Genomic DNA, 21,453 nt, shown 5'->3' with positions numbered 1-21,453 from the left:
ACTCAGGATGCGAGGATTTTTTGCTTTTCCGATTCGACCTCTGAATCGCTCAAGATGCCGGCGGCCTTGAGTTCGGCGAGCTCCTTGAGGAGACGGATGCGCTCGGCCGCACCGATACCCTGACCGGTTGCGCCACCTGCGGGCTGCGATGCGCCTGCCGGTGCGGCTTGCGCAGGTGCTTGGACGGGCGCAGCCGCAGGCGGTGGAGCAGGCTGCTGGAAATGTTGGGTCGCCTGGGCGAAGCCTTGCCCGAATGCTGGAGCCATCCCAATACCGGCGCCGACGCCGATGCCGGCGCCCATCAGCGTTCCAGCCGCACCTTCGTTTCCGGCAGCAGTTTCCATCACGTTGAAACTGCGTTCCTGCTGATAGGTGAAGCCGATGATTCCCATCTCAGCGCGTTTGGCCAACGCGCCTTTCAGCGTTTTGACTGCGGGGTCATCTTCAGGAACATTGATCGAATGAATATTGAATTGTGCGAGCCCGACTCCGTACTCGGCCATTTCGATGGAAAGCGAAGTCTTCAATGCTTCCGACAGGGCTTCGAGTTGCGTGCTTATTTCGAGCACCGATATGCCGGCGCGAGTGATTGCGTTGGCAATTTCCGTTTTGATGCGGGTGATGAACACGCCTCGGAAGTACTCCGACAGTGTGTCCGCGTCAAAGCCCGGGAGTGTGCCGACCAGCTTCAACAGAAATTTCTTTGGCTCGGTAATTCGAATACCGTATTGGCCGAATGCCCGAACAGGCACCATGACGCCGTACTTCGGATCTTGCAGCTGAATTGAATCCGGCGTTCCCCAGCGTACGTCGAGATTCGTCACCCGGTTGACGTACCAAACTTCTGCAGTGAATGGCGACTTTCCGCCGAACGGAACACCAATGACCGTCCGCAAGAGGGGAAGGTTCTCGGTGCTCAGCGTATGGCGTCCCGCTCCAAACGGTCCCTCATACACACCGCCTCTGACGAGGTAAGCTTCCTGCGACTCATTGACAACGAGCTGCGTCCAGGTCGACAACTCTTCAGAGGGGAATTTCCAGGCAAGCAGATTGGGGCTGCCGTTCCACTTGACTAAATCAATGATTGCCATTTTTGCTTTCTTGTTTGCAGGGACCTAGATTTGCCCACCGGTCTCTAAGAGATTGGTGAGCAGTAGCTTGGCGGTCGAATGCTAAATCATTCACAACGCGAGTTCGTTGGAAATGTTCCGACGCAGTTCATCTTATCGGCCGGTAGTCTCGACAACTTTAGGCATAAGGCGGTCTTTTGTATTCTCTGAATTATTCACCGTCCCTACGATTGCTCGAAGATCCACGCCGGATTTTATTGATTGAATCAATATATATGCCACTTCTATCCATGCGCAAACGTTTTCTTGGTGAAGATAGGATCAAAATCCTGAAAATCGACTTGGCCTTAAATTGGTCGATTGCCGGACGGATAGACGATTCGAGCGGAGCGCAAGCGTGCAGGTTGCGCGCGGTGCTCAGTACATCCCGGAAGTGTTGGGCACCGTTAGTTTGAAGGTGCACATATCTGCTCACGCAGTTTGGTGACGGGCGATGACGCCCGTCGCAGCAGCATGCACACTCCAGCCCCGTCTTTCTGCCGTATACCGCCTGATTGCTGACTCGTACGGCTGGTGGTTCATGGTGCAACGGCACATCGCTCTGGAAGACTGGGCGCAGCGCCATGCTGGCGTCCGGCTCCGCGCGAGGGCCTTGGAACCCGATCGCACGCAAAGCCATTGCATAGAGCGGCAGCACCTGGGAGCTGTTGCGCCGGCCAGCGAATGCGCGGCTCCCGTCACGCTGCGCAACTAACGGTCCGCACCGCCCATACCCCGTAACCGCCGGTTCCCGGCGCATGACTTCAGCCGGCAGGGCACGTGGTGTTCACGACCGTTTGCCTCTGGCTGGCCGGGGCACCTCCCGCGTCGATGGTCGGCGGTCGGGATTTTTCCTATGAAAGTCCGGGTGTTGCGCGCGCCAGGGTGACATTGCGATCGAAACGACGAGACTTCCTCGGAATACGACGCGAAATTCGCGATATAGAGGTGCAATTCGTACGGTTACTTGTACATGTGATAGATGCGTGTTAGACTTGTACCGATTCTCGTACATGTTCGTAGCGAAGGAAGACGCATGCGCACCATTCCATTTTCAGACGCCCGCGCGAATCTCAAGCGCGTCATTGACCAAGTAGTCGATGACGTAGACGTTACGCTCATCACCCGCCGAGACGCACCCAACGCGATCGTCATGTCGCAAGAGCATTACGACAGCTTGATGGAAACAGTTCACCTGCTGCGCTCCCCGGCCAACGTCGCTCATCTGGAGCGATCAATTGCGCAGGCAAGGGCAGGCAAGGTCAAGCCCCGCAAGCTGGTTGAAGACGCCGAATGAGTGGCGCTTTGAACATCATGTGGACGGCCGAGGCATGGGAGGACTATGTCTACTGGCAGGGGCAGGATAGAAAGACGTTGAAGCGCATCAATCAACTTATCAAGGACGCTCAGCGCACACCGTTCGAGGGCATCGGTAAGCCTGAGCCACTGAAGGCAAACCTGACGGGTTTCTGGTCGCGTCGCATCGATGACGCTAATCGGCTCGTTTACGAAATTGCCGGTAGCCAGATCAATATCGTCTCGTGCCGCTACCACTACTGACATATCGGAAAACAGGAGCGCCAATGGCACGCACGGACAGAGTCTTATACACGTACAAATGTGCGGAATGCGGTCACCGTGGCGAACAACGCCGCGATGACGATTCGCACGATGGCGAGGCGACTACGTGCGCCTCCTGCGGTGCTGCTGCAACGCTTGAGTGGGATGGCGGCGTGACGTTGGAGACGCCCAAGACCATCGCGGACGAAGCGATTGCGCGTGCTCGCGAGCGCAAGTAACCAGACAACGGAAAACAGTCCGTGCAGCAGTTCAAATTCCGGTCATTCGACCTGTAATGTCAAATGGAGTGAGACTACGATGACGCTCTGCTAGCCGACTACACGGGCAGCCCCGTCCGCCAACTGAAGCGGTGGACAGAAGGCAGACTCGTTGCAGCCGGTCGGGCCTGGCATCCAGGGGCAGCTCATGGGTTGGTTTGGTCGCTCACGCCAACTTCTTGGGGCGGCAGTCGGCCAGTGCGGACGTTCAGATGTCGCTGTTCGTCAGGCAGCTTCAGGGCACTCTTCAGCCATCCACACTCGCTCGACCACGAATGGCAGCTGTCGCCGCGGTCGTATGAGTACTCTCGACCCTTTGCAGCCGTTCGTTGCTGCACGCTAGCAATGGCCGTTAGCGGAGTAGTGCAGTCGATCCAACGGCAGGTTCGTCCACTCGGAGAACGGCAAGTTGTTGCAGGAACCCGCCTCCGCTCATCCGATACGGTGATTCGCTGGAGGTCGCGGCTAAATCATTACGATGCGCTTTCGTTTGAGACGAGTAGCGGATTGACCACCGAGATTGGGGCGAACCACGTCAAACGCTGCGGGAACGCGTGTGTCTTGCGCGGTGACGCCGGCCTGGCTGCACGCGGGGAACCTCGCGATTTGCGTCACAAGAACTGTCAAAATAATGGACGTCGCCCGTTAAATGGTCGACCTTCATCATTTCGATACCGCCCAGGACAAAAGACATCTTCCAGATGAAAAGACTGCCTCCGCTTAACTGGCTTCGTGCATTTGAATCATCGGCGCGCCACCTGAGTTTCACGCATGCCGCGAATGAGCTCAACCTTACGCAGGCGGCCGTGAGTCAGCAGGTCAAAGGGCTCGAATCCCAACTTGGGACGGCGCTGTTTCGCCGCCTTCCTCGCGGTATCGAAATGACCGATGCGGGCCAGGCCTACCTCCCGGTAGTTCACGAAGCGATCGAGCGGCTGGCTGTTGCGACTGACGAAATTTTCGGTAGCATCAATCTTCGCGTGCTGACCGTGCGCGTCAGCCTCGTCTTCTATACGCAATGGCTCGCTGTTCGATTGCCTGCGTTTCGCGAGCTGCATCCTGATATCAGCTTGCGCATCACCAGCAATATCTGGGGCGGAGACAGTTGTGTGACCGACGTCGACGCCGATCTGGAGATTCGCCATGGCCATGGAAAATGGTCGGGTCTGCGGGCGGAGCGCCTGACCAGGGACACGCTCATACCGGTTTGCGCGCCTGATCTGCCGTCCGCGCGCCGGCCGCTCGCGAAGCCAAAGGATCTCGCGGGTCACGAACTGCTGCACGTGCTCGGGTACGAAGAGGGCTGGGGCTACTGGTTGCGCAAGGCTGGCGCAGCAAAGGTCGATTCTTCTTCCGGCATGCATTTCGACACGCTGATCTCCGCGCTCAAGGCGGCTGAGCTCGGACAGGGCGTTGCGCTCGCACGTTCCTCACTCGTCGAGCAGATGCTGGAGAGCGGCCAGTTGATTGCCCCGCTCAAACCTCACTTGCCGACTGAGGAAGCGTTCTGGCTTGTGTATTCGCCACACAGCATCGTTAACCCGAATGCAAAGGCTTTTGTCGACTGGCTTGTCGAGACGGCCGACCAGGCCCGCGCCTGATGCCAGCGCAGCCATAAAAAAAACCAACCCTTAGTCGTTTTTTTTATAGCTTTACCGCCGTTCCTCTCTGACCGAAAGTCTGTTCCGGGCGCGCCGCCTGATCGCACCGCCGATCGAGGCAAGGCGCTGCCAGCCCATAACACGACGAGCAGCAGACGGCCACGCGCCGCTGTGCTGGAGGCAGGACGGAGATGACGGAAGCACAAGACAAGCGCCCGCTTAGCGGCGTCAACGTGGTCGACTTCGGCCAATACATCGCCGGGCCGGCGGTCGCGATGATCCTCTCTGATCTCGGCGCGAAGGTGATCCATATCGATCCGCCTGGCGGCCCGCTCTGGGACAGCCCCGCCAATGCCGTACTCAATCGCAACAAGCTCACGGTCCGGCTCGATCTGAAAACCGCCGAAGGCCGCGTCGATGCGCACGCGCTGATCGAGCGTGCTGACATCGTGATCGAGAACTTCCGCCCAGGCGTGCTCGACCGGCTTGGCATCTGCTTCGCGGAACTGCGCGCAGCACGCCCGGACCTGATCACGCTTTCCCTGCCGGGATTCGCAAGTAACGATGCATTGCGCCGCGAGTGGCGCGCGTTCGAGCCGATCATCGCATCGGCGTCCGGCGTCTTTACGGACATGGGACAGAACCGCGTGCTGATGGGCATCAATCCCAGCTTCTCGCCGCTGCCGCTGGCTTCGTCGTACGGCACGATGCTGGGTGTTGCTTCCGTCGTTCTCGCACTCCAGTCGCGCGAACGTATGGGGCGCGGCGACGGTATTGAAGTGCCGCTTTCGTCGGCAGTTCTCGAAGGACTCTCGTACAACTCGATCAAGATCGACCACTATCCGCAGCGCTACAAAACGCTCCGCGAAAAGGAAGTCGAGCGCCGTCGCGCAAACGGGTTGCCGATGGATCTCTCGTACGAGGCCTTGCAGGAATATCTCGACCCGTTTTATCGCACCTACGAATGTGCCGATGGGCGCAAGTTCTACGCGGTTTGCCCCTCGCATAATGCACACGCCAAGCGTTGCCTCATGGCGATGGGTCTCTACGAAGAAATGGTTGAGGCCGGACTGCCGACGGTCGCCGATTGCTATCGCCCTGTGGGTGAATGGGAAGGCGACGCATCGCTCGGCGTGTACCCGCTGCCGGCGCACTGGGCTGCGCGCATTTCCGCGCGCATGAAGGCGGTCTTCCTGACCAAGACCTCGGCCGAATGGGAGCGAATTTTCGGAGAAGGCGGCTTTCCAGGCGCCGCACACCGCAGCACGCAGGAATGGCTGCACGACGAGCATGCGAACGCCGCCGGCCTGGTGCTGGAATCTCACGATGGCGAGTTTGGCATGATGAAACAGCCAGGGCCGGTTGCCTGGCTCGAAGACAGTGCCGAAGCGATGCTGTCGCCCGAGCCACGTCGTACGGTGCCCGTCGCCGAGGCCATCGCCGCATTGGACGCCACGGCGCAGCCGATGCGCGCCGTCAAGCCGCACGATGGCGTGGGCGGCTGGCTCGATGGTGTGCGCGTTCTGGATCTGACCAACGTGATCGCCGGTCCGCATTCGACGTCGTTCCTCGGACGCTTCGGTGCGGAGGTCATCAAACTGGATCCCGTGTCGCCGAATTACGATCCGTGGAATACGGTTGTCTTTGGAATGTCGTCGGCGCGCGGCAAACAAAGCATTCTGGTCGATCTCGGCAAGGATGAGGGGCGGCAGGTGTTGCAGACGCTGGCCCGCTCGGTCGATGTGATCGTGATGAATGCGCCGGACCGGCAACTTGCCCCGCTGGGTCTGGACGAGGCGAGCCTGCGCGCGCTCAATCCCGGTGTCGTGTTCTGCCAGCTCGATTGCTTCGGCGGCCCACGCCGTGGCCCGCGAACCGACTATCTGGGCTATGACGATTTGATCCAGGCCTGCACGGGCATCATGGTGCGCTTTGGCGGTGGCATGGCTACGCCGGAGGAGCACGCTCATGTCGGCACCATCGACGTGATGTGCGGCTTCGCAGCGGCGCTGGGTGTGGCCGCCGCGTTGTACCGGAAGGCCCGCACCGGAGAGGGCGGCCGCGCGCGGACGTCGCTGGCCGCGCTCGGCAACCTGGTGCAGATTCCATTCTGCTACGACTACGCTGGCCGCGCGCCGTTCGACGAACCGTCGGGACGCGAGGCATCGGGATTCGGGCCACTGTCGAGGTTTTTCCGCGCGGCAGACGGCTGGATCTACGTGCATACGGACGCAAGCGAGTTCGAACGGCTCGACGATGTCGAGGGTCTGCGCGGCATCGCTGCGTCTCCGGCACCGGCAGATTTTCTTGCCCGGGCGATCGCATCGGATGGTGCTGAAAGCTGGCAAACCAGGCTGCAAGCCGCAAACATCGCGGCCGCCGTACCCGACAATCTGGACAATCTGCGTCGCAGCGCCAGCCGCCCCGCCGACGGCCAACCCGGTATCGATCTGGGCAGCTATGCATTTAGTGTCTACGAATCGCATCCCAGCGGCCACCGTGTTACGCAGCTCGATCCGGTAGCGGTTCGCCCGACGCATGCAACCATTCGTGCTCTCGCGCCCGCCGAAAAATTCGGCGCTTCGACGCGCGTGGTCATGCGTTCGCTCGGCTACTCCGAAGGGCTGATTGATGCGCTTATCGACCGCGGCGCAATTGGCGTGAGCTGGTCGAGCGAATATCTGCCCAGCTGATCGACCTTCAGTTCAATCGATTCAGATCCAACACATTGTCAGTTATGCAAAATGAAATGACATCGAAACGGCAGTCACTCGGCGAATTCGACTATATCGTGATTGGTGGCGGGACTGCGGGATGTGCGCTCGCCAATCGTCTGAGCGAAGATGCCAGGGCATCGGTGCTACTGCTCGAGGCCGGCGGAAAAGACAACTATCACTGGATCCATGTGCCGGTGGGCTATTTGTACTGTATCGGCAATCCGCGCACCGATTGGAAATTCCGCACCGAGGAGGAGCAAGGCCTAAACGGCCGTTCGCTCAGCTATCCACGCGGGCGCGTGCTGGGCGGCTGCTCGTCGATCAACGGCATGATCTATATGCGCGGCCAGCGCGAAGACTATGACGATTGGGCGCAAAGCACCGGCGACGCGGGCTGGCGCTGGAAATCAGTCCTGCCGGTGTTCCGCCGCAGCGAGGATTACCATGGCGGTGCGAGCGAATTGCATGGCGCGGGTGGTCCCTGGCGCGTCGAGAAGCAGCGCCTGCGCTGGCCGATACTCGAAGTCTTTTCAAAAGCGGCCCAGCAGAGCGGCATTCCGGCGACCACGGACTTCAACGGGGGCGATAACAACGGCGTGGGCTACTTCGATGTGAATCAGCGGCGCGGCATTCGCTGGAATACGTCGAAGGCTTTTCTCAAGCCCGCTGCACATCGCCGCAATCTAACTGTCGTGACACTGGCTCAAACTGAGCGCCTGAAATTCGACGGTACGCACTGCGTGGGAGTCGAAGTCACCGCTGAAGGCGTGCAGATGCAGGCCACGGCACGACGCGAAGTGATTTCGTGCGCGGGTGCCGTCAATTCGCCGAAGCTGCTTGAATTGTCCGGGATTGGCGACCCGGACAGATTGGCGGCGCTGGGCATTCCGGTACGTGCCGCGCGGCGTGGCGTCGGCGAAAACCTGCAGGATCATTTGCAACTGCGCATGGTGTTTCGCATAGATGGCGCGACCACGCTGAACACTCTGAGCGCATCGTTGTGGGGGAAAATGCGAATCGGTCTGCAATACGCGCTGGACCGCAGCGGACCCATGGCGATGTCTCCCTCCCAGTTGGGAATCTTTACCTCGACAAGCTACGGCAGCACGGACAGGCCCGACGTCCAGTACCACGTTCAGCCGCTCTCTCTGGATCGCTTCGGCGAGCCGCTTCATTCGTTCGACGCGATTACGGCGTCGGTCTGCCAATTGCGACCGACATCGCGCGGCAGCATTCACGCGACGTCCGCTGACCCGCTCGCGCCACCGCGCATCGCGCCCAACTATCTGTCAACTGAACTAGACCGGAAGGTCGCCGCTGATGCGCTTCGCCTCACGCGACGGATTGCGACGGCGCCCGCATTGGCACCGTTCAATCCGCGCGAGGTGCTTCCGGGCCCTGAATTCCAGAGCGAAGAAGAGTTGCAGCGCGCCGCGGGCAATGTGGGTACGACGATTTTTCATCCGGTCGGCACGTGCAGCATGGGGCGTGTCGAAGACAGCGGTGCGGTGGTCGATTCGCGTTTGCGCGTGATTGGGGTGACGGGGCTGCGAGTGGTCGACGCCTCGATCATGCCGACGATTACCTCAGGCAATACAAACTCTCCCACCTTGATGATCGCTGAACGCGCCAGCGACATGATTCGCGAAGATTGGGCGAATGCGCGAAACATCGCACAGGTTCGCGATAGCGCGGTGCTGGTCGCCTGAACACGTAGTTCCCGCATGCGATCCCGATGCAGGAATCGCATGCGAAATGCGCGGGCGGGTGGCGCGCCGCTGACCCCCGCGACAATTAAAACTCTTGGAGACAGTGATGCAACATAGCAGCTCTACGGTGATCGCGGAGCCCGCGAAGCCGCGCCTGGGAGTCGAGCGTCGCTCGATCGACTATATTCCGCACGCGGAGCGTCACGGGAAAATCTGGCAGCTCGGCACGATCTGGTTTTCCGGGTCGACGCAGATCGCTACGCTGGCCGTCGGTGCGTTGGGCGGCGCGACGGGGGCGAACCTACTCTGGACCGCAATTGCCGCGGTGCTTGGCGCGGCGTTTGGGACTTTCTTCATGGCGTTTCATTCGACGCAAGGGCCGCAACTCGGCCTGCCGCAGATGATCCAGTCGAGACCGCAATTCGGCTATATGGGCGCGTTGCTTGTCTGGATTGTCGCGCTCGTTACCTACGTGGGCTATAACGCATTCAATCAGGTGCTGGCAGGCGATTCGCTTCATCATCTTCTGCATATCGACGCACGAGTTGGGCTGATTGCCTTCACCGTCCTGTCGCTTGCTGTAGCATTTCTCGGTCACGACTGGATTCATCAGGCGCAGCAATGGCTCGCGGTGATGATGGTCGTCGTGCTGTCGATTCTCTCTATCGGCATTGTGACGACCGTGCATTTCGATGCCGCCATGTTCAGCGTGAGCGGGTTTCGTAGCGTGCCGTTCTTCGTGCAATTTTTCGCCGCAGCGGCGTATCAGTTGAGCTGGGCGATCTATGTGTCTGACTATTCGCGCTACATGCCGGCGAATGTTGGCGTGCGGGCGTCGTTCTGGTGGACGTATCTGGGCGCATTCATCGGCGGCGCGTGGATGATGCTGATCGGTGCAGCGGCTGCGGCCATTCACGTTAAGACGGATATTGGCGCGGCCGTGAAGGAAGTCGGCGATGCCATCTATCCTGGCTTGGGTGCACTGACACTGGTGCTTTCCGTGGCGACGCTTGTGACAATGGCAAGTCTGAACTTCTACGGCGCGTCGCTGACGCTTATGAGTATCGCGGACTCGCTTAAATTATCGAAGCCAACGGTTCGTGCGCGCTTTGTCAGCCTTATTGTTGTTGCAATCGTTGCAACAGGGATTGCTCTCGCGGCATCCGGCGACTTCATGGCGAAATTCGGCGACTTCCTCGGCGTTCTACTGTATCTGTTCACGCCGTGGACAGCAATCAATCTGGTCGACTTCTACTTTGTTCGGAAAACGGAATATTCTGTGCGCGAGATATTCAATCCGCGAGGCTTGTATGGGCGATGGAACTGGCGTGGTCTGGGCGCATATTTCATTGGTTTTGCTGCGATGCTGCCGTTTTCGTCGATGGGATTCTACGTCGGTCCCATTGCGCGAATGCTAGGAAATATCGACATCGGGATGGTCATTGGACTTGTTGTGTCGGCCGCCGTCTATCTGGTGAGTTGTCGTTCGATGGACATCCGCCGGGAGCTAGATCTGGCACGTGAGGCGGATCGAGGCATTGATTCGATCCTATAAAGCAGATCGTGGCATGCACTTGTGATAGCGCGTCGGGGATGGCCCGTGCAGACGCTGTCTGCACGGTTACTTCTTGAAGCTACGAATTACACTCATCGCAGCCGTTCGTTGATGTGCGCGAGCAATGGCCGTTAGCGGAGTCGTGCAGTCGTTCCAACGGCAGGCTCATCCGCTCGCTGAATGGCAGGTTGTGGCCGGGTCCCGCCTGGGGGATTCGCAGGACACGACCCGTTCTCAGTCCCGATTCGCAAAATCACCTCTCGGCGGAGTGGTAACTTCGTGGCGACAGAACCCCGCGTCTGTAAGGTCCCTGTGCAACACTTTGACGTCAACCAATCGTCGACTCAGGTGAATGCGATGGATCAGCCACATACTTTCATGACCGCCCCCATTCTTTGCGCCGACTCGGCGGTGTGGTTTTCCGCCTACGGGTTCGGTTGGGGATACTGCGCTTTCGCGCTGCCGTTTGAAGTCGTTTGCGAAGAGCTTGGCGCTCGCAATCAGACTGTGCAACAGGTGCGACTCGCGTTCGAGTTGAACAAACGCCGAATTCTAACGACCGTGCAACAATATGGAGCAGAATCTGCAACAGGCGAGCGCATAACGCTCTCGGTCGCAGATCTTCAGCGCGTGACGCCCGAACTCGATTACTTTGGAGCATAAATGCCGACAGACCGCCCTTGGCAGACCTCTGCCTGACGGCGATCGGCCGCACGCGACCCACACCCGTCCTCCGTTACTAAGAGCGCGGGGAACAACCGCTTTGGAGGGTGGAAGAGACCGGTAACTTGGTGTCGGTAACCGCACAAAGCACTCGCCGGCATCGAAGCGCGCCTTGTGTCGCGCAAGCGCTCCGCGCGGGCCGGACCCGTTTCGCGTCAACGTGCGGGCTCCGTCTTCATAGGTCGTAGGGTGTATTCTGACGCGATGGCGGAGGGCGGCAGATGAATGCTACCGAGGGTTACGGCGACATGGTTAACGGCCTCCAAACCTTGTGGGAGGATGGCGCGTGCGTCTTCAGCCGGGCACGACGGGCCGATGGCGGCGACGGGACGCTGCTCATTGCGCGGCCCGCCGTTGGGCAGCCCTCACCTGCCGGCCTCGATCGGCTCGCTCACGAATTAGAACTGAAGGACGAACTCGATTGCGCGTGGGCGGCGCGGCCGCTGGAACTGGTGCGCGAAGGCGGTCGGACGCTGCTGGTGCTTGAGGATCCGGGTGGTGAGCCGCTCGAGCGGCTGATCGGTGCGCCCATGGCGGTGGGCAGTGCTCTGCGCCTCGCCGTCGGCATCGCCGCCGCGCTGGGCAAGCTTCACCAGCGCGGCCTCGTCCATAAGGACCTCAAGCCTGGCCATATCCTCGTGAACTGCACGGACGGACAGCCGCGGCTGACCGGCTTCGGCATCGCCTCGCAGCTACGACGCGAGCGACAGGCGCCCGAGCCGCCCGAGACCCTCGCCGGTACGCTTGCCTACATGGCCCCCGAACAGACCGGGCGCATGAACCGCTCGATCGACGCCCGCAGCGATCTGTATGCGCTCGGCGTGACGCTCTACCGGATGTTCACCGGCGTGCTTCCGTTTACGGCCGCTGACCCCATGGAGTGGGTGCACTGCCATATCGCGCGAATGCCGGTGCCGCCCAGCGAGCGGCTGGAGAGCGTCCCCGCCCCGGTGTCGGCAATCATCATGAAGCTGATGGCCAAAACGGCCGAGGAGCGCTACCAGACCGCCGGCGGCGTCGAGCGCGATCTGCGACGCTGCCTCGCTGAGTGGGAAGCCCAAGGTGACATCGACGACTTTGCTCCCGGTCAACAGGACACGCCCGACCGGCTGCTCATCCCGGAAAGGCTCTACGGGCGCTCAAACGAGGTTGCGACCTTGCTGGCCTCCTTCGATCGCATCGTCAAAAACGGCGCGCCGGAGTTGGTGCTGGTCTCCGGCTATTCGGGCATTGGCAAGTCCGCGGTCGTCAATGAATTGCACACGGTGCTGGTGCCGCCGCGCGGGCTCTTCGCCGCGGGCAAGTTTGACCAGTACAAGCGCGATATCCCGTATGCGACACTTGCTCAGGCTTTTCAGAGCCTCGTGCGACCGCTTCTCGGCAAGCGCGAGGTCGAGCTCTCAGGCTGGCGTGACGCCTTTCTCGAGGCGCTCGAGCCGAACGCACGGCTGATGGTCGACCTCGTCCCCGAGCTCAAGCTCATCATCGGCGAACCGCCACCGGTCCCCCTGCTTGCGCCTCAAGACGCTCAACGGCGTTTTCAGCTCGTGTTCCAGCGCTTCATCGGTGTCTTTGCCCGGGCGGACCATCCACTGGCGCTCTTTCTCGACGACCTGCAATGGCTCGACCCGGCCACGCTCGATCTGCTCGAGGATCTGTTGACCCGATCCGATCTGCAGCACCTCATGCTGATCGGTGCCTATCGCGACAACGAGGTGAGCCCCGACCATCCGCTGAAGCGCAAGCTCGAAGCGATCAAGGCCAGTGGTGGCAAGGTCACGCAAATTGCCCTTGCGCCGCTCAGGCAGGCGCATCTGCGGCAGTGGCTCGCAGACGCGCTTCGCTGCGAGCCCGCGCACGCCGCACCGCTCGCGGAACTGGTCCACCAGAAAACCGGCGGCAATCCGTTTTTTGCCATCCAGTTCCTGTCGTCGCTTGCCGACGAGGGCATGCTCCTCTTTGACCACGATGCCGGCCGCTGGTGCTGGAATCTGGAGCGCATTCACGCCAAGGGCTATACCGATAACGTCGTCGACCTCATGGTCGACAAGCTCACGCGCCTGCCGCGCGAAACACAGCATGCATTGCAGCAACTGGCGTGTCTTGGCAACAGCGCCGGGACGACGACGCTCGCGCTGGTCCTCGGGACGTCAGAGGAGCAGGTTCATGGGGCGCTCTGGCCCGCCGTCCGGCTGGAACTGGTGGAGCGCGGCGCGGCTGGCTACCGGTTCGCCCACGATCGCATTCAGGAAGCCGCGTATTCGCTGATCGCCGAAGCGCGGCGAGGCGAGGTGCACCTTCGAATCGGCCGACTGCTGGCGGAGCACACGCCTACGGGCAAGCGCGACGAGGCGATCTTCGAGATCGTCAATCAGCTTAATCGTGCGATCCCCTTGATCACGACACAAGCAGAGCGGGATCAGCTCGCCGCGTACAACCTGATCGCCGGAAAACGCGCCAAGGCTTCCACCGCTTACGCATCAGCGCTTACCTATCTGGTCGCCGGCGTGACGCTCGTGGGCGACGATGGCTGGGATCGCCTGCGGGAGCTCATCTTCGCGCTGGAGTTGCACCGGGCCGAATGCGAATTTCTGACCGGTGCGCTGGCGGCTGCGGACGAGCGTCTGGCGGTACTGGCCGCCCGCACGCTAGATTCGGTGGAAGACGCGTGCGTCGCGTGTCTGCGCATGGACCTGCACCTGACCCGCGACCAGAGCGGCCGCGCGGTCGACGTCGGTCTCGAATGCCTCCGGCGTCTGGGCATCGAGTGGTCGCCGCATCCGACGGAAGAGGAAGCGCGCCGGGAGTATCAGCAGATCTGGTCCACCCTCGGAGAGCGCCCGCTTGAGGCACTTGTCGATCTGCCCTTGATGAGCGACCCGGCATCCCTCGCGACCCTCGATGTTCTCGCCAGGCTCGCTGTGCCTGCCTATCATTCGAATCCGAACCTTGCTTGCCTGATCATTTGTCGCATGGTCAATCTGAGTCTCGAGCGCGGCAACGCTGACGCGTCCTCTTACGCCTATGTGCGGCTCGGCGTGATCGCCGGGCTGCGCTTCGGCGACTACGAGACCGCATATCGATTCGGCCGGCTCGGCTACGAGCTGGTCGAGCAGCGCGGGCTGAAGCGCTACGATGCAAGGACCTATATGACCTTTGGCGGTCTCGTCCTGCCGTGGAAACAACCTGTCCGGGCTGGCCGTGACCTGGTGCGTCGTACATTCGAGGCGGCCAACCGAAGCGGGGACCTCGCTTGCGCGGCGTACAGTTGTTTCCACCTGAATACGAACCTGCTCGCCGCCGGCGATCCGCTAGAGGAAGTACAAGGCGAAGCCGAACGGGGTCTCGCGTTTGCGCAGAAGATGCGATACGGTGCCATCGTTGACGGCATCAGCGTCCAGCTCGGCCTGGTACGGGCGCTGAGGGGGCTCACGCCGACGTTTGGCCGCATCGACGATGCGAATTTTGATGAGCTTCGGATCGAACGCCGCTTCGCGGAGAACCCGAATCTGGCCATTGCCGAGTGCTGGTATTGGATCCGTAAGCTGCAGGCGCGGTTCTTCGCGGGCGATTATGGTGCGGCGGTCGATGCCGCATTGCGGGCGCGACGGCTGCTTTGGGCGTCCCCCAGCTTCGAAATCGCCGAATATCACTTTTACGGCGCGTTGTCTCGCGCGGCCTGCTTCGGTACGGCAACGGCTGAGGAACGACAGGTTCACATCGAGGCGCTGGCCGAGCATCAAGGACAACTCGAGATCTGGGCAGGTACTTGCCCAGAGAATTTCGAGAACCGCGCCGCCCTCGTGGGGGCGGAGATCGCCCGGATCGAAGGTCGCGCGCTCGATGCCGAAGCGCTTTACGAGCAGGCGATCCGCTCGGCCCAGGCAAGCGGCTTTGTGCACAACGAGGCGCTTGCCAACGAACTTGCTGCGCGTTTCTATTCGACGCGCGGTTTTGAGAAAATAGCGCGCGTCTACCTGCTGGATGCCCATGATGCTTATCTGCGGTGGGGAGCCAATGGCAAGGTGCGACAGCTTGACCAATGCTACCCCCACCTCAAGCCCTATCCGGACCATGCGAACCATGCGCGCCAGACGGCCACCCCCGGCACGCCAATCGAGCAGCTGGATCTCGCTACAGTGCTGAGCGTCTCACAGATCGTGTCGGGTGAAATTGTGCTCGAGAACCTGATCGAAGCGCTGATGCGCACCGCAGTGGAACACGCTGGTGCGCAACGCGGCTTGCTCTTGCTCCCGCGGGGTGCCGAGCTATGGATCGAGGCGCAGGCCGATACAGACGGCGGCTCAGTCACGGTCGCGCTGCGCGAGGCACCGATCTCTGCCGCCGAGCTTCCCGAGTCGATTCTCCAGTATTGCGCGCGTACCCAGGAGAGCGTGATCCTCGACGATGCCTCGGCCCAGGGCAGCTTCTCCAACGACGAGTACATTGCCCGCGTGCAGGCGCGATCGGTCCTCTGCCTACCATTCGTCAAACAGGGAAGGCTAATCGCACTGCTTTATCTGGAGAACCACCTCGCTGCCCGTGCCTTTACCCCGGCACGGATTGCGGTTTTGAAGGTGCTGGCTTCGCTGGCTGCGATGACGCTGGAAAATGCCCGCCTGTACCGTGATCTCGCGGAACGCGAAGCGAAGATCCGGCGCCTCGTCGACGCCAACATCGTCGGGATCTTCATGTGGCAGCTTGAAGGTGAGACGCCTGAAACCACTGACGCTGTCTATTACGAGGCTAATGACACGTTTCTGAGCATGGTGGGATACGACCGTGACGATTTCGCGTCAGGTCGCGTACGTCGTTCAACCCTCACGCCACCGGAATGGTGGGAGCGTACGGCACAAGCGCAAGCCGAGCTGGTGAGGAGCGGAACGATCCAACCCTACGAGAAGGAGTATCTACGCAAGGATGGCACTCGCGTACCTGTGCTGGTGGGTACAGCCGCCTTTGAAGGCCGGAAGCAGGGTGTCTCTTTCATACTCGATCTGACCGGGCGCAAGCGGGCGGAGGCCGAGATGCAAGAGAGCGAGCGCCGCTACCGTGACGCGCAGATTGCGCTAGAGCACGCGAACCGCGTCTCGACACTGGGGCAACTGGTGGCGTCCATCACTCACGAAATCAAGCAGCCGGTTGCCGCGAATGCTATCAGCGCGCAGGCGGGGCTATGCTGGCTGAGTGCCCAGCCGCCGAACCTGGAGGAGGCTCGGCTGACATTTGATCGGATCATCAAGGACGCAAGGCTCGCGAGCGAGGTTGCCAACCGGATTCATGGCCTTGTCAAGGGTGCCCCCCCGCGTAAGGAACCGCTGCAGATCAACGAGGCTATTGGTGAGGTCATTGCGCTTACGCGAGTCGCGGCCGAGAAGAACGGCGTATCGGTGCGGACGCAGCTAGCCGGAGACCTGCCGATGGTTGCAGGCGACCGCATCCAACTCCAGCAGGTGACGCTGAACCTGGTACTCAACGCCATTGAAGCGATGAGCGCGGTCGGGGAGGAGTCGCGAGAATTGATCATCAGCAGCGGCAACGATGACTCGGGTGACGTGCTCATTTCCGTGCGCGATTCGGGGCCGGGCGTCACCGCGGAAAACACCGAGCGACTCTTCGAGCCGTTCTACACGACGAAGGCTGATGGAACGGGCATGGGGTTGTCAATCTGCCGATCCATTGTGGACGCGCATGGGGGACGCCTGTGGGTCACCGCGAACGTGCCCCGTGGCGCTGTGTTTCAGTTCTCCGTACCGGCTCTCGCCTTGCCGAACAGCGCATCGCTGGCGCAATCGAATCAGATTGACGATGAATTCTCGCCGTGACTGTCCGGTGTCGCGACCCGTGACCTGGTTTTTTACCTGAATGCTTGCTGGAACGGCCGAGAACGCGACGCGTACGGTCGTCGGCGAAGGTCTGCCACCTGGGGCGGAGCCGACGTTCGAATGTCCGTCTGAGAGCGCGGTCGAATGTCCCAAGGTGGCCGCACTGCGTCCCACGACCGAGCACGCCGCTCGCCCCCGGCCCACGTCTCATGCAACGGGCATAACCGACCCGAAGCCGACACTGGCGAGTCGATCAAACGAACGGCCGCTCCATGTTCGAACCCGGACGCTGGGAGTCTATGGTAACGAAAACAGCAGGACGCGTCTTCCGCGCCCAGGCCGCGCGCCTATTGAGGTTTGCCGTTGTGTCTGGCGCCGGCCGAAGCCGTCAGCGAAATGCCAACAAGGACGGCAACAAAACTGAACGCGAGACGCGTGCTCACGGGTTCATGCAGGAAGAAAACGCCACCGAGCGCTGCAACGGGCGGCACCAGGAGTTGGATGGCGGCCGCGGACATTGGCGGCAGTCTTCGGATCGTCGAGCTCCACACTACAAAGCCAATTGCTGATGTCACGGCGCCAGAAGCCACAGCGAGGACAACTCCGGTTGCGCTCGCATGTGCAGGGCCGTGAAGGATCAATCCTAAGACGATGCAGATCGGTGTCGCCCGAAGGAAGTTTCCTGTCGTTGATGATAGTGGACTCACGATGCGTTTGCCTCGCAAGGTATAGAGCCCCCATGCAGCGCCCGCCCCGACCATCATAAGCAGACCAGACAATCCCGGAACGCCGGCGCCAGGTACTGTCAGGCATAGAAGTCCGGCAATAGCCACCAGATACCCAACTAGCGCCACTCGGTGGAAGCGTTCGCCTTTGAGGAGACAGGCAATCAATATCGTCAGTTGTACCGTCCCGAACAGGACAAGCGCACCGGTGCTGACGCCAAGGGATAGATAGGACAACGAGAACAGGATCATGAAAGTGCCTAGCGCGGTTGCCGAAACCCAGTCAGGACTGGACTGCCGAACAAGTTCCGGGCTCAGTTTCGTCGCGACCAGCAAGGTCGTACCTCCGGCCAGCAGCCGGATGTCGGAAAACGTAGCTGCGTCGATGCTGTTGCTGAATAGCGCGACGCGACACAGCAGAGCGTTCGAGGCAAATGCAGCGATAGCGGCCGCGCCCTGCAAGGCGCAAGAAGGTGTGATTGCACTCGCGTCTGTGGGATCCAGATTTGCATTCATCACGGCTCCTTTCGTCACCGCAACTAGCGTGCGGGCGGATTAGCGCGACCACGTAGCGGGCGGCGGCCGTGTCTCGCGTGTGCGGGGTGTCGACGCGCCTGGAAACATCGAGTGCCCGTGCTGCCTGGTTCCAGGTGATGACTGTCGAGGCTGTGAGCGGCGAATCAGTATCGAGCACCGGGATGCGCTTGGGTACTACCTGAAAAGGTGATACGCTCATGCTCACCGAAGATCGGTGATCCGCACTTTTTTCTCGGGGACGACATGCTTTCATTCGCGGATTCCACCAATCCACTGGTCCACGATGACGTCTATGCACTCTGGGATCGGCTGGCCGAATTCTCTGCAGGTGATGGCGACGTCGCGCTGTCCCATCTCCTAACCACGCTCTGTGCGATGGTCGAGGCGCAGAATGCGCTTTGGGCCGTCGTTGTGCGATTGCCTTCGCTGGCGCCAAAGGATCCTTTGTTTGGCTGGCGTCCACGGCTGGTCCGGCTCCTGAATCCGGTACCGGCGATGGTCGCCTCGGTGCAGGAGCAGTACGACACGCTTTGGTCCGGGCATGTCGACTCGTCGCACGTCGTGGCCGCGTCAGGGAACGAGCCATTCTGTGCCAACCTGCTCTTCGAGGCGATGCCCGCCGAATGGTTTGAAGGTGAGCACTATCGGCGCCACTACCTCGAAGTCGGTCACGGCGACAGCATCCAGGTGCGCTGCTCGCTCAACGACGATGTGCGGATTCATCTATTCGTATTTCGCGATGTGCGGACGCCCCGTTTCTCTGCGCCGGATCTCGAGCGCTTGGGCTTTGTGATGCATGGGCTTAGATGGTTCAGCCGTCAGCAACTGCTCAGCCACGGCCTGCTCATCGCCGATGCACCCCTCACGTCGGCCGAGCGAAGGGTGCTGCTAGGATTGCTCGATGGGTTCACGGAAAAGCAGATCGCGCAGAAACTCGACCAAAGTCCGAACACGACGCATGTCCATATCAAGTCGATCTACGCGAAATTCAACGTCCGGAATCGCTCAACGCTCACCGCGCTGTGGCTCGGCAAGTTGCGATAGCGAACTGCGTGGGCTGGTGCGTTACAAGCAGCGATGCGGCCTCCCAATCCACACCTCGCCCTGAAGACCTGGATCAGCGATATCCAAAGCCCGGGATTCAGGAAAGTCCAGCCCCATATCACCCGCCTGAACTGCGTCCGTATAGCGTCATCAGGATGTCTGTCCGACGCGGCCGGGAGAGGCGCCGTCGGCATCGGCTGGGCTCCGCCGATCACCTATTCAGGTTATGTGCGGGCGTCAGCGAATAATCTACGATCCCGTTAAAGATCCACGCCGCAACTGTATTGCAGGGTGACGATAACAAGCACAGATACGGGGACCCGACCTTGTCGTCGAACGAAGGGGATCACGTCATGATTTCTGTACCGAAACCGGGCCGTCAGGCAGCGAAGCGGCATCCCGTGCATCTCGCTGGACTCGTTGCAATTGCAGCCGTCGCCGTAGCCTATGGGCTGCAAACGCAACCGTTGGAAAGGGACGCTGTGGGACTGACTGGCGGGAGTCACGAGAAGGCGTGGGCGGCGGTTGCGGCCACGGGTGACGCGGGGAAGTTTGTCGCTTTGAACTATCGGACGTGCATCGAAGCTCGCGACACGAGCTACACGATGACGGATTGGTGGCTCACCGTCGTTCACTCGCGCTTGAACACGGCGGCCCAGTGCGGTCTGAAAACCGTCTCCCGCGCGTCAATGAAAGGTGATGCGTTTGTCGCCCAAGTGAAGGGCGTGATCGGCAGCCTGCCCGTGCAGATTGCCGTGCCTGACCAACCGGCTCGCACGCTCCGATGGTTCGTCATTGACGATCGACCCACGTGATGCGCTGAGGGTGCGCGGTCTACGACTGTTCCCTCGACCTGCACCGGTTGGCCGCTACATGCGGAATGGCTGCGGAACGTTGTGACGGCGTCTGGGGCGGGACCTCTACCTGCAGAGAAGAAGTGAACGACAATTCATCGATATGGAGTCGTATCATGTATCGCCCATTCCGCGCTAACGGCCGCGCGCTCATCATCCTGCGCAACTTCCGCATTCGTGCAGACTGCATTGTTCGGTCCTGTCGTGCACGCCAAGCTCGACGCCGAAGCGTACAGGTGGATATCCAGGGATTGTGAACCGCGCGACGAGGGTCACTATCCGGAACACCGTGATTGAGAAGACTGTCGATATCCGGATTTCCGCAATCATCGGTCGGTCATGGGCTGCCGACGACCAACGTGGCCGCCGTTGTCGGGAACGTGCGGCACGAGGGTTGGTTGTTTGAGGGGAAGCCGCCGCTTGAATGGCCGCGCAAGCCCAAAGGTGAACGGCAGAAGTTCCCCCGGCGACCTGCCTGGTTTCGGGATGGACGAAGCCGGGCTAAAGCAGATGAAAGCGCCAGCGTACTGATCTACGCCCATGGAGCATGCACGCCTCAGGCCAAGTGTTCCTCCCGTCCTGGTCACACTCATTCACGAAGATCTCGTGGTCGACTGCGCTGGGCATGACGTAGAGTTGCGCACGTTGTGCATAGCGATGCGTATCGGGTTGACCTCAAACGTTCATTCGTTGAGGGCACGAGTATATAGGCATCGAATCAACGGAGCGTCGAGACGCATCGATAGAACGCCCGGCAAATTTCGGAGCGATCCGGCCGTCGAGGCCGGTTACTCGGCGGACGGTTGATCGGCTTGAGCAGACGGTCGATGCCGTGTAGCCGGAAGCGAATATGACAACGGTAGCGGCATTCTGATCATGAGGCGCGCGCATCTGAACTCCTCCTCGGCGTAGCCTAATGCGTTCTCTCCACCAGATGATGGACGCGGCCGTGTCTAGAATCCTATATCCTTAACAGGTTGCGGAAATACATCCCCGGCGGAAGCGGTGCGCCTCGATGTACGCGCCCGCCAGTCGCAAACTTTCGCATTGTGCAATCTCAACGCGAATTCAACGTTCTTTCGGCGGCTTGAGGCCGACTTCTGACCTCCTTGCCACGCTTTCCGCCACTTATAAGCGGATTTGTGCCAGTGATCGCATGCGCACGAGGTTGTATGCCGCCATGTTCAACACGAACATCTGGTCCACCTTCTTCAAG

General features: G+C 60.7%; 12 protein-coding genes. 10 read left to right on the top strand and 2 right to left on the bottom strand.

Features of this window, described 5'->3' with window-relative positions; translation table 11 throughout:
• Nucleotides 1-2: 2 nt before the first annotated feature.
• Nucleotides 3-1,091, bottom strand: a complete 1,089-nt coding sequence (locus M3I54_RS31840; RefSeq protein ID WP_254343097.1) for an SPFH domain-containing protein — start codon at nucleotides 1,089-1,091, stop codon at nucleotides 3-5.
• Between the two features lie 1,054 nt (nucleotides 1,092-2,145).
• Between M3I54_RS31840 and M3I54_RS31835 the strand changes: the two genes are divergently transcribed.
• From M3I54_RS31835 to M3I54_RS31800, 8 genes are all read left to right on the top strand, one after another.
• Nucleotides 2,146-2,406: a type II toxin-antitoxin system Phd/YefM family antitoxin gene (locus tag M3I54_RS31835; RefSeq protein ID WP_133190871.1), complete on the top strand. Its 261-nt coding sequence runs from the start codon at nucleotides 2,146-2,148 to the stop codon at nucleotides 2,404-2,406.
• Nucleotides 2,403-2,669, top strand: a complete 267-nt coding sequence (locus M3I54_RS31830; RefSeq protein ID WP_302059229.1) for a Txe/YoeB family addiction module toxin — start codon at nucleotides 2,403-2,405, stop codon at nucleotides 2,667-2,669. The genes M3I54_RS31835 and M3I54_RS31830 overlap by 4 nt, the downstream gene beginning before the upstream one ends.
• Nucleotides 2,670-3,648: 979 nt before the next feature.
• Nucleotides 3,649-4,548, top strand: a complete 900-nt coding sequence (gcvA, locus tag M3I54_RS31825; protein ID WP_254343096.1) for a transcriptional regulator GcvA — start codon at nucleotides 3,649-3,651, stop codon at nucleotides 4,546-4,548.
• 191 nt (nucleotides 4,549-4,739) lie between these two features.
• Complete coding sequence (locus M3I54_RS31820) at nucleotides 4,740-7,241, top strand: CoA transferase (RefSeq protein WP_254343095.1); 2,502 nt, start codon at nucleotides 4,740-4,742, stop codon at nucleotides 7,239-7,241.
• A gap of 56 nt (nucleotides 7,242-7,297) precedes the next feature.
• Complete coding sequence (locus M3I54_RS31815) at nucleotides 7,298-8,974, top strand: GMC family oxidoreductase (RefSeq protein ID WP_254343094.1); 1,677 nt, start codon at nucleotides 7,298-7,300, stop codon at nucleotides 8,972-8,974.
• Nucleotides 8,975-9,080: 106 nt separating this feature from the next.
• Nucleotides 9,081-10,529 (top strand): cytosine permease, encoded by a 1,449-nt coding sequence (locus M3I54_RS31810; RefSeq protein ID WP_254343093.1) that lies wholly within the window; start codon nucleotides 9,081-9,083, stop codon nucleotides 10,527-10,529.
• Between the two features lie 357 nt (nucleotides 10,530-10,886).
• Complete coding sequence (locus M3I54_RS31805; protein ID WP_254343092.1) at nucleotides 10,887-11,192, top strand: hypothetical protein; 306 nt, start codon at nucleotides 10,887-10,889, stop codon at nucleotides 11,190-11,192.
• A 281-nt stretch (nucleotides 11,193-11,473) separates the two neighbouring features.
• Entirely contained in the window at nucleotides 11,474-17,077 is a 5,604-nt protein-coding gene (locus tag M3I54_RS31800; RefSeq protein ID WP_254343091.1) for a trifunctional serine/threonine-protein kinase/ATP-binding protein/sensor histidine kinase, read from the top strand.
• A gap of 347 nt (nucleotides 17,078-17,424) precedes the next feature.
• Here M3I54_RS31800 and M3I54_RS31795 read toward each other — a convergent pair whose 3' ends face one another.
• Nucleotides 17,425-18,318 carry a DMT family transporter gene (locus M3I54_RS31795; RefSeq protein ID WP_254343090.1) on the bottom strand — a complete coding sequence of 298 codons (894 nt, stop codon included), beginning with the start codon at nucleotides 18,316-18,318 and terminating at the stop codon, nucleotides 17,425-17,427.
• A 264-nt stretch (nucleotides 18,319-18,582) separates the two neighbouring features.
• Here M3I54_RS31795 and M3I54_RS31790 point away from each other — a divergent pair, with 264 nt between their 5' ends.
• Nucleotides 18,583-19,383 (top strand): helix-turn-helix transcriptional regulator, encoded by an 801-nt coding sequence (locus tag M3I54_RS31790; RefSeq protein WP_254343089.1) that lies wholly within the window; start codon nucleotides 18,583-18,585, stop codon nucleotides 19,381-19,383.
• A gap of 326 nt (nucleotides 19,384-19,709) precedes the next feature.
• Nucleotides 19,710-20,198: a hypothetical protein gene (locus tag M3I54_RS31785; protein WP_254343088.1), complete on the top strand. Its 489-nt coding sequence runs from the start codon at nucleotides 19,710-19,712 to the stop codon at nucleotides 20,196-20,198.
• Nucleotides 20,199-21,453: the final 1,255 nt, after the last annotated feature.

Source organism: Paraburkholderia sp. CNPSo 3274 (assembly GCF_024206475.1).
GTDB lineage: Bacteria > Pseudomonadota > Gammaproteobacteria > Burkholderiales > Burkholderiaceae > Paraburkholderia.
This window is presented reverse-complemented; position numbering and strand designations above follow the sequence as displayed.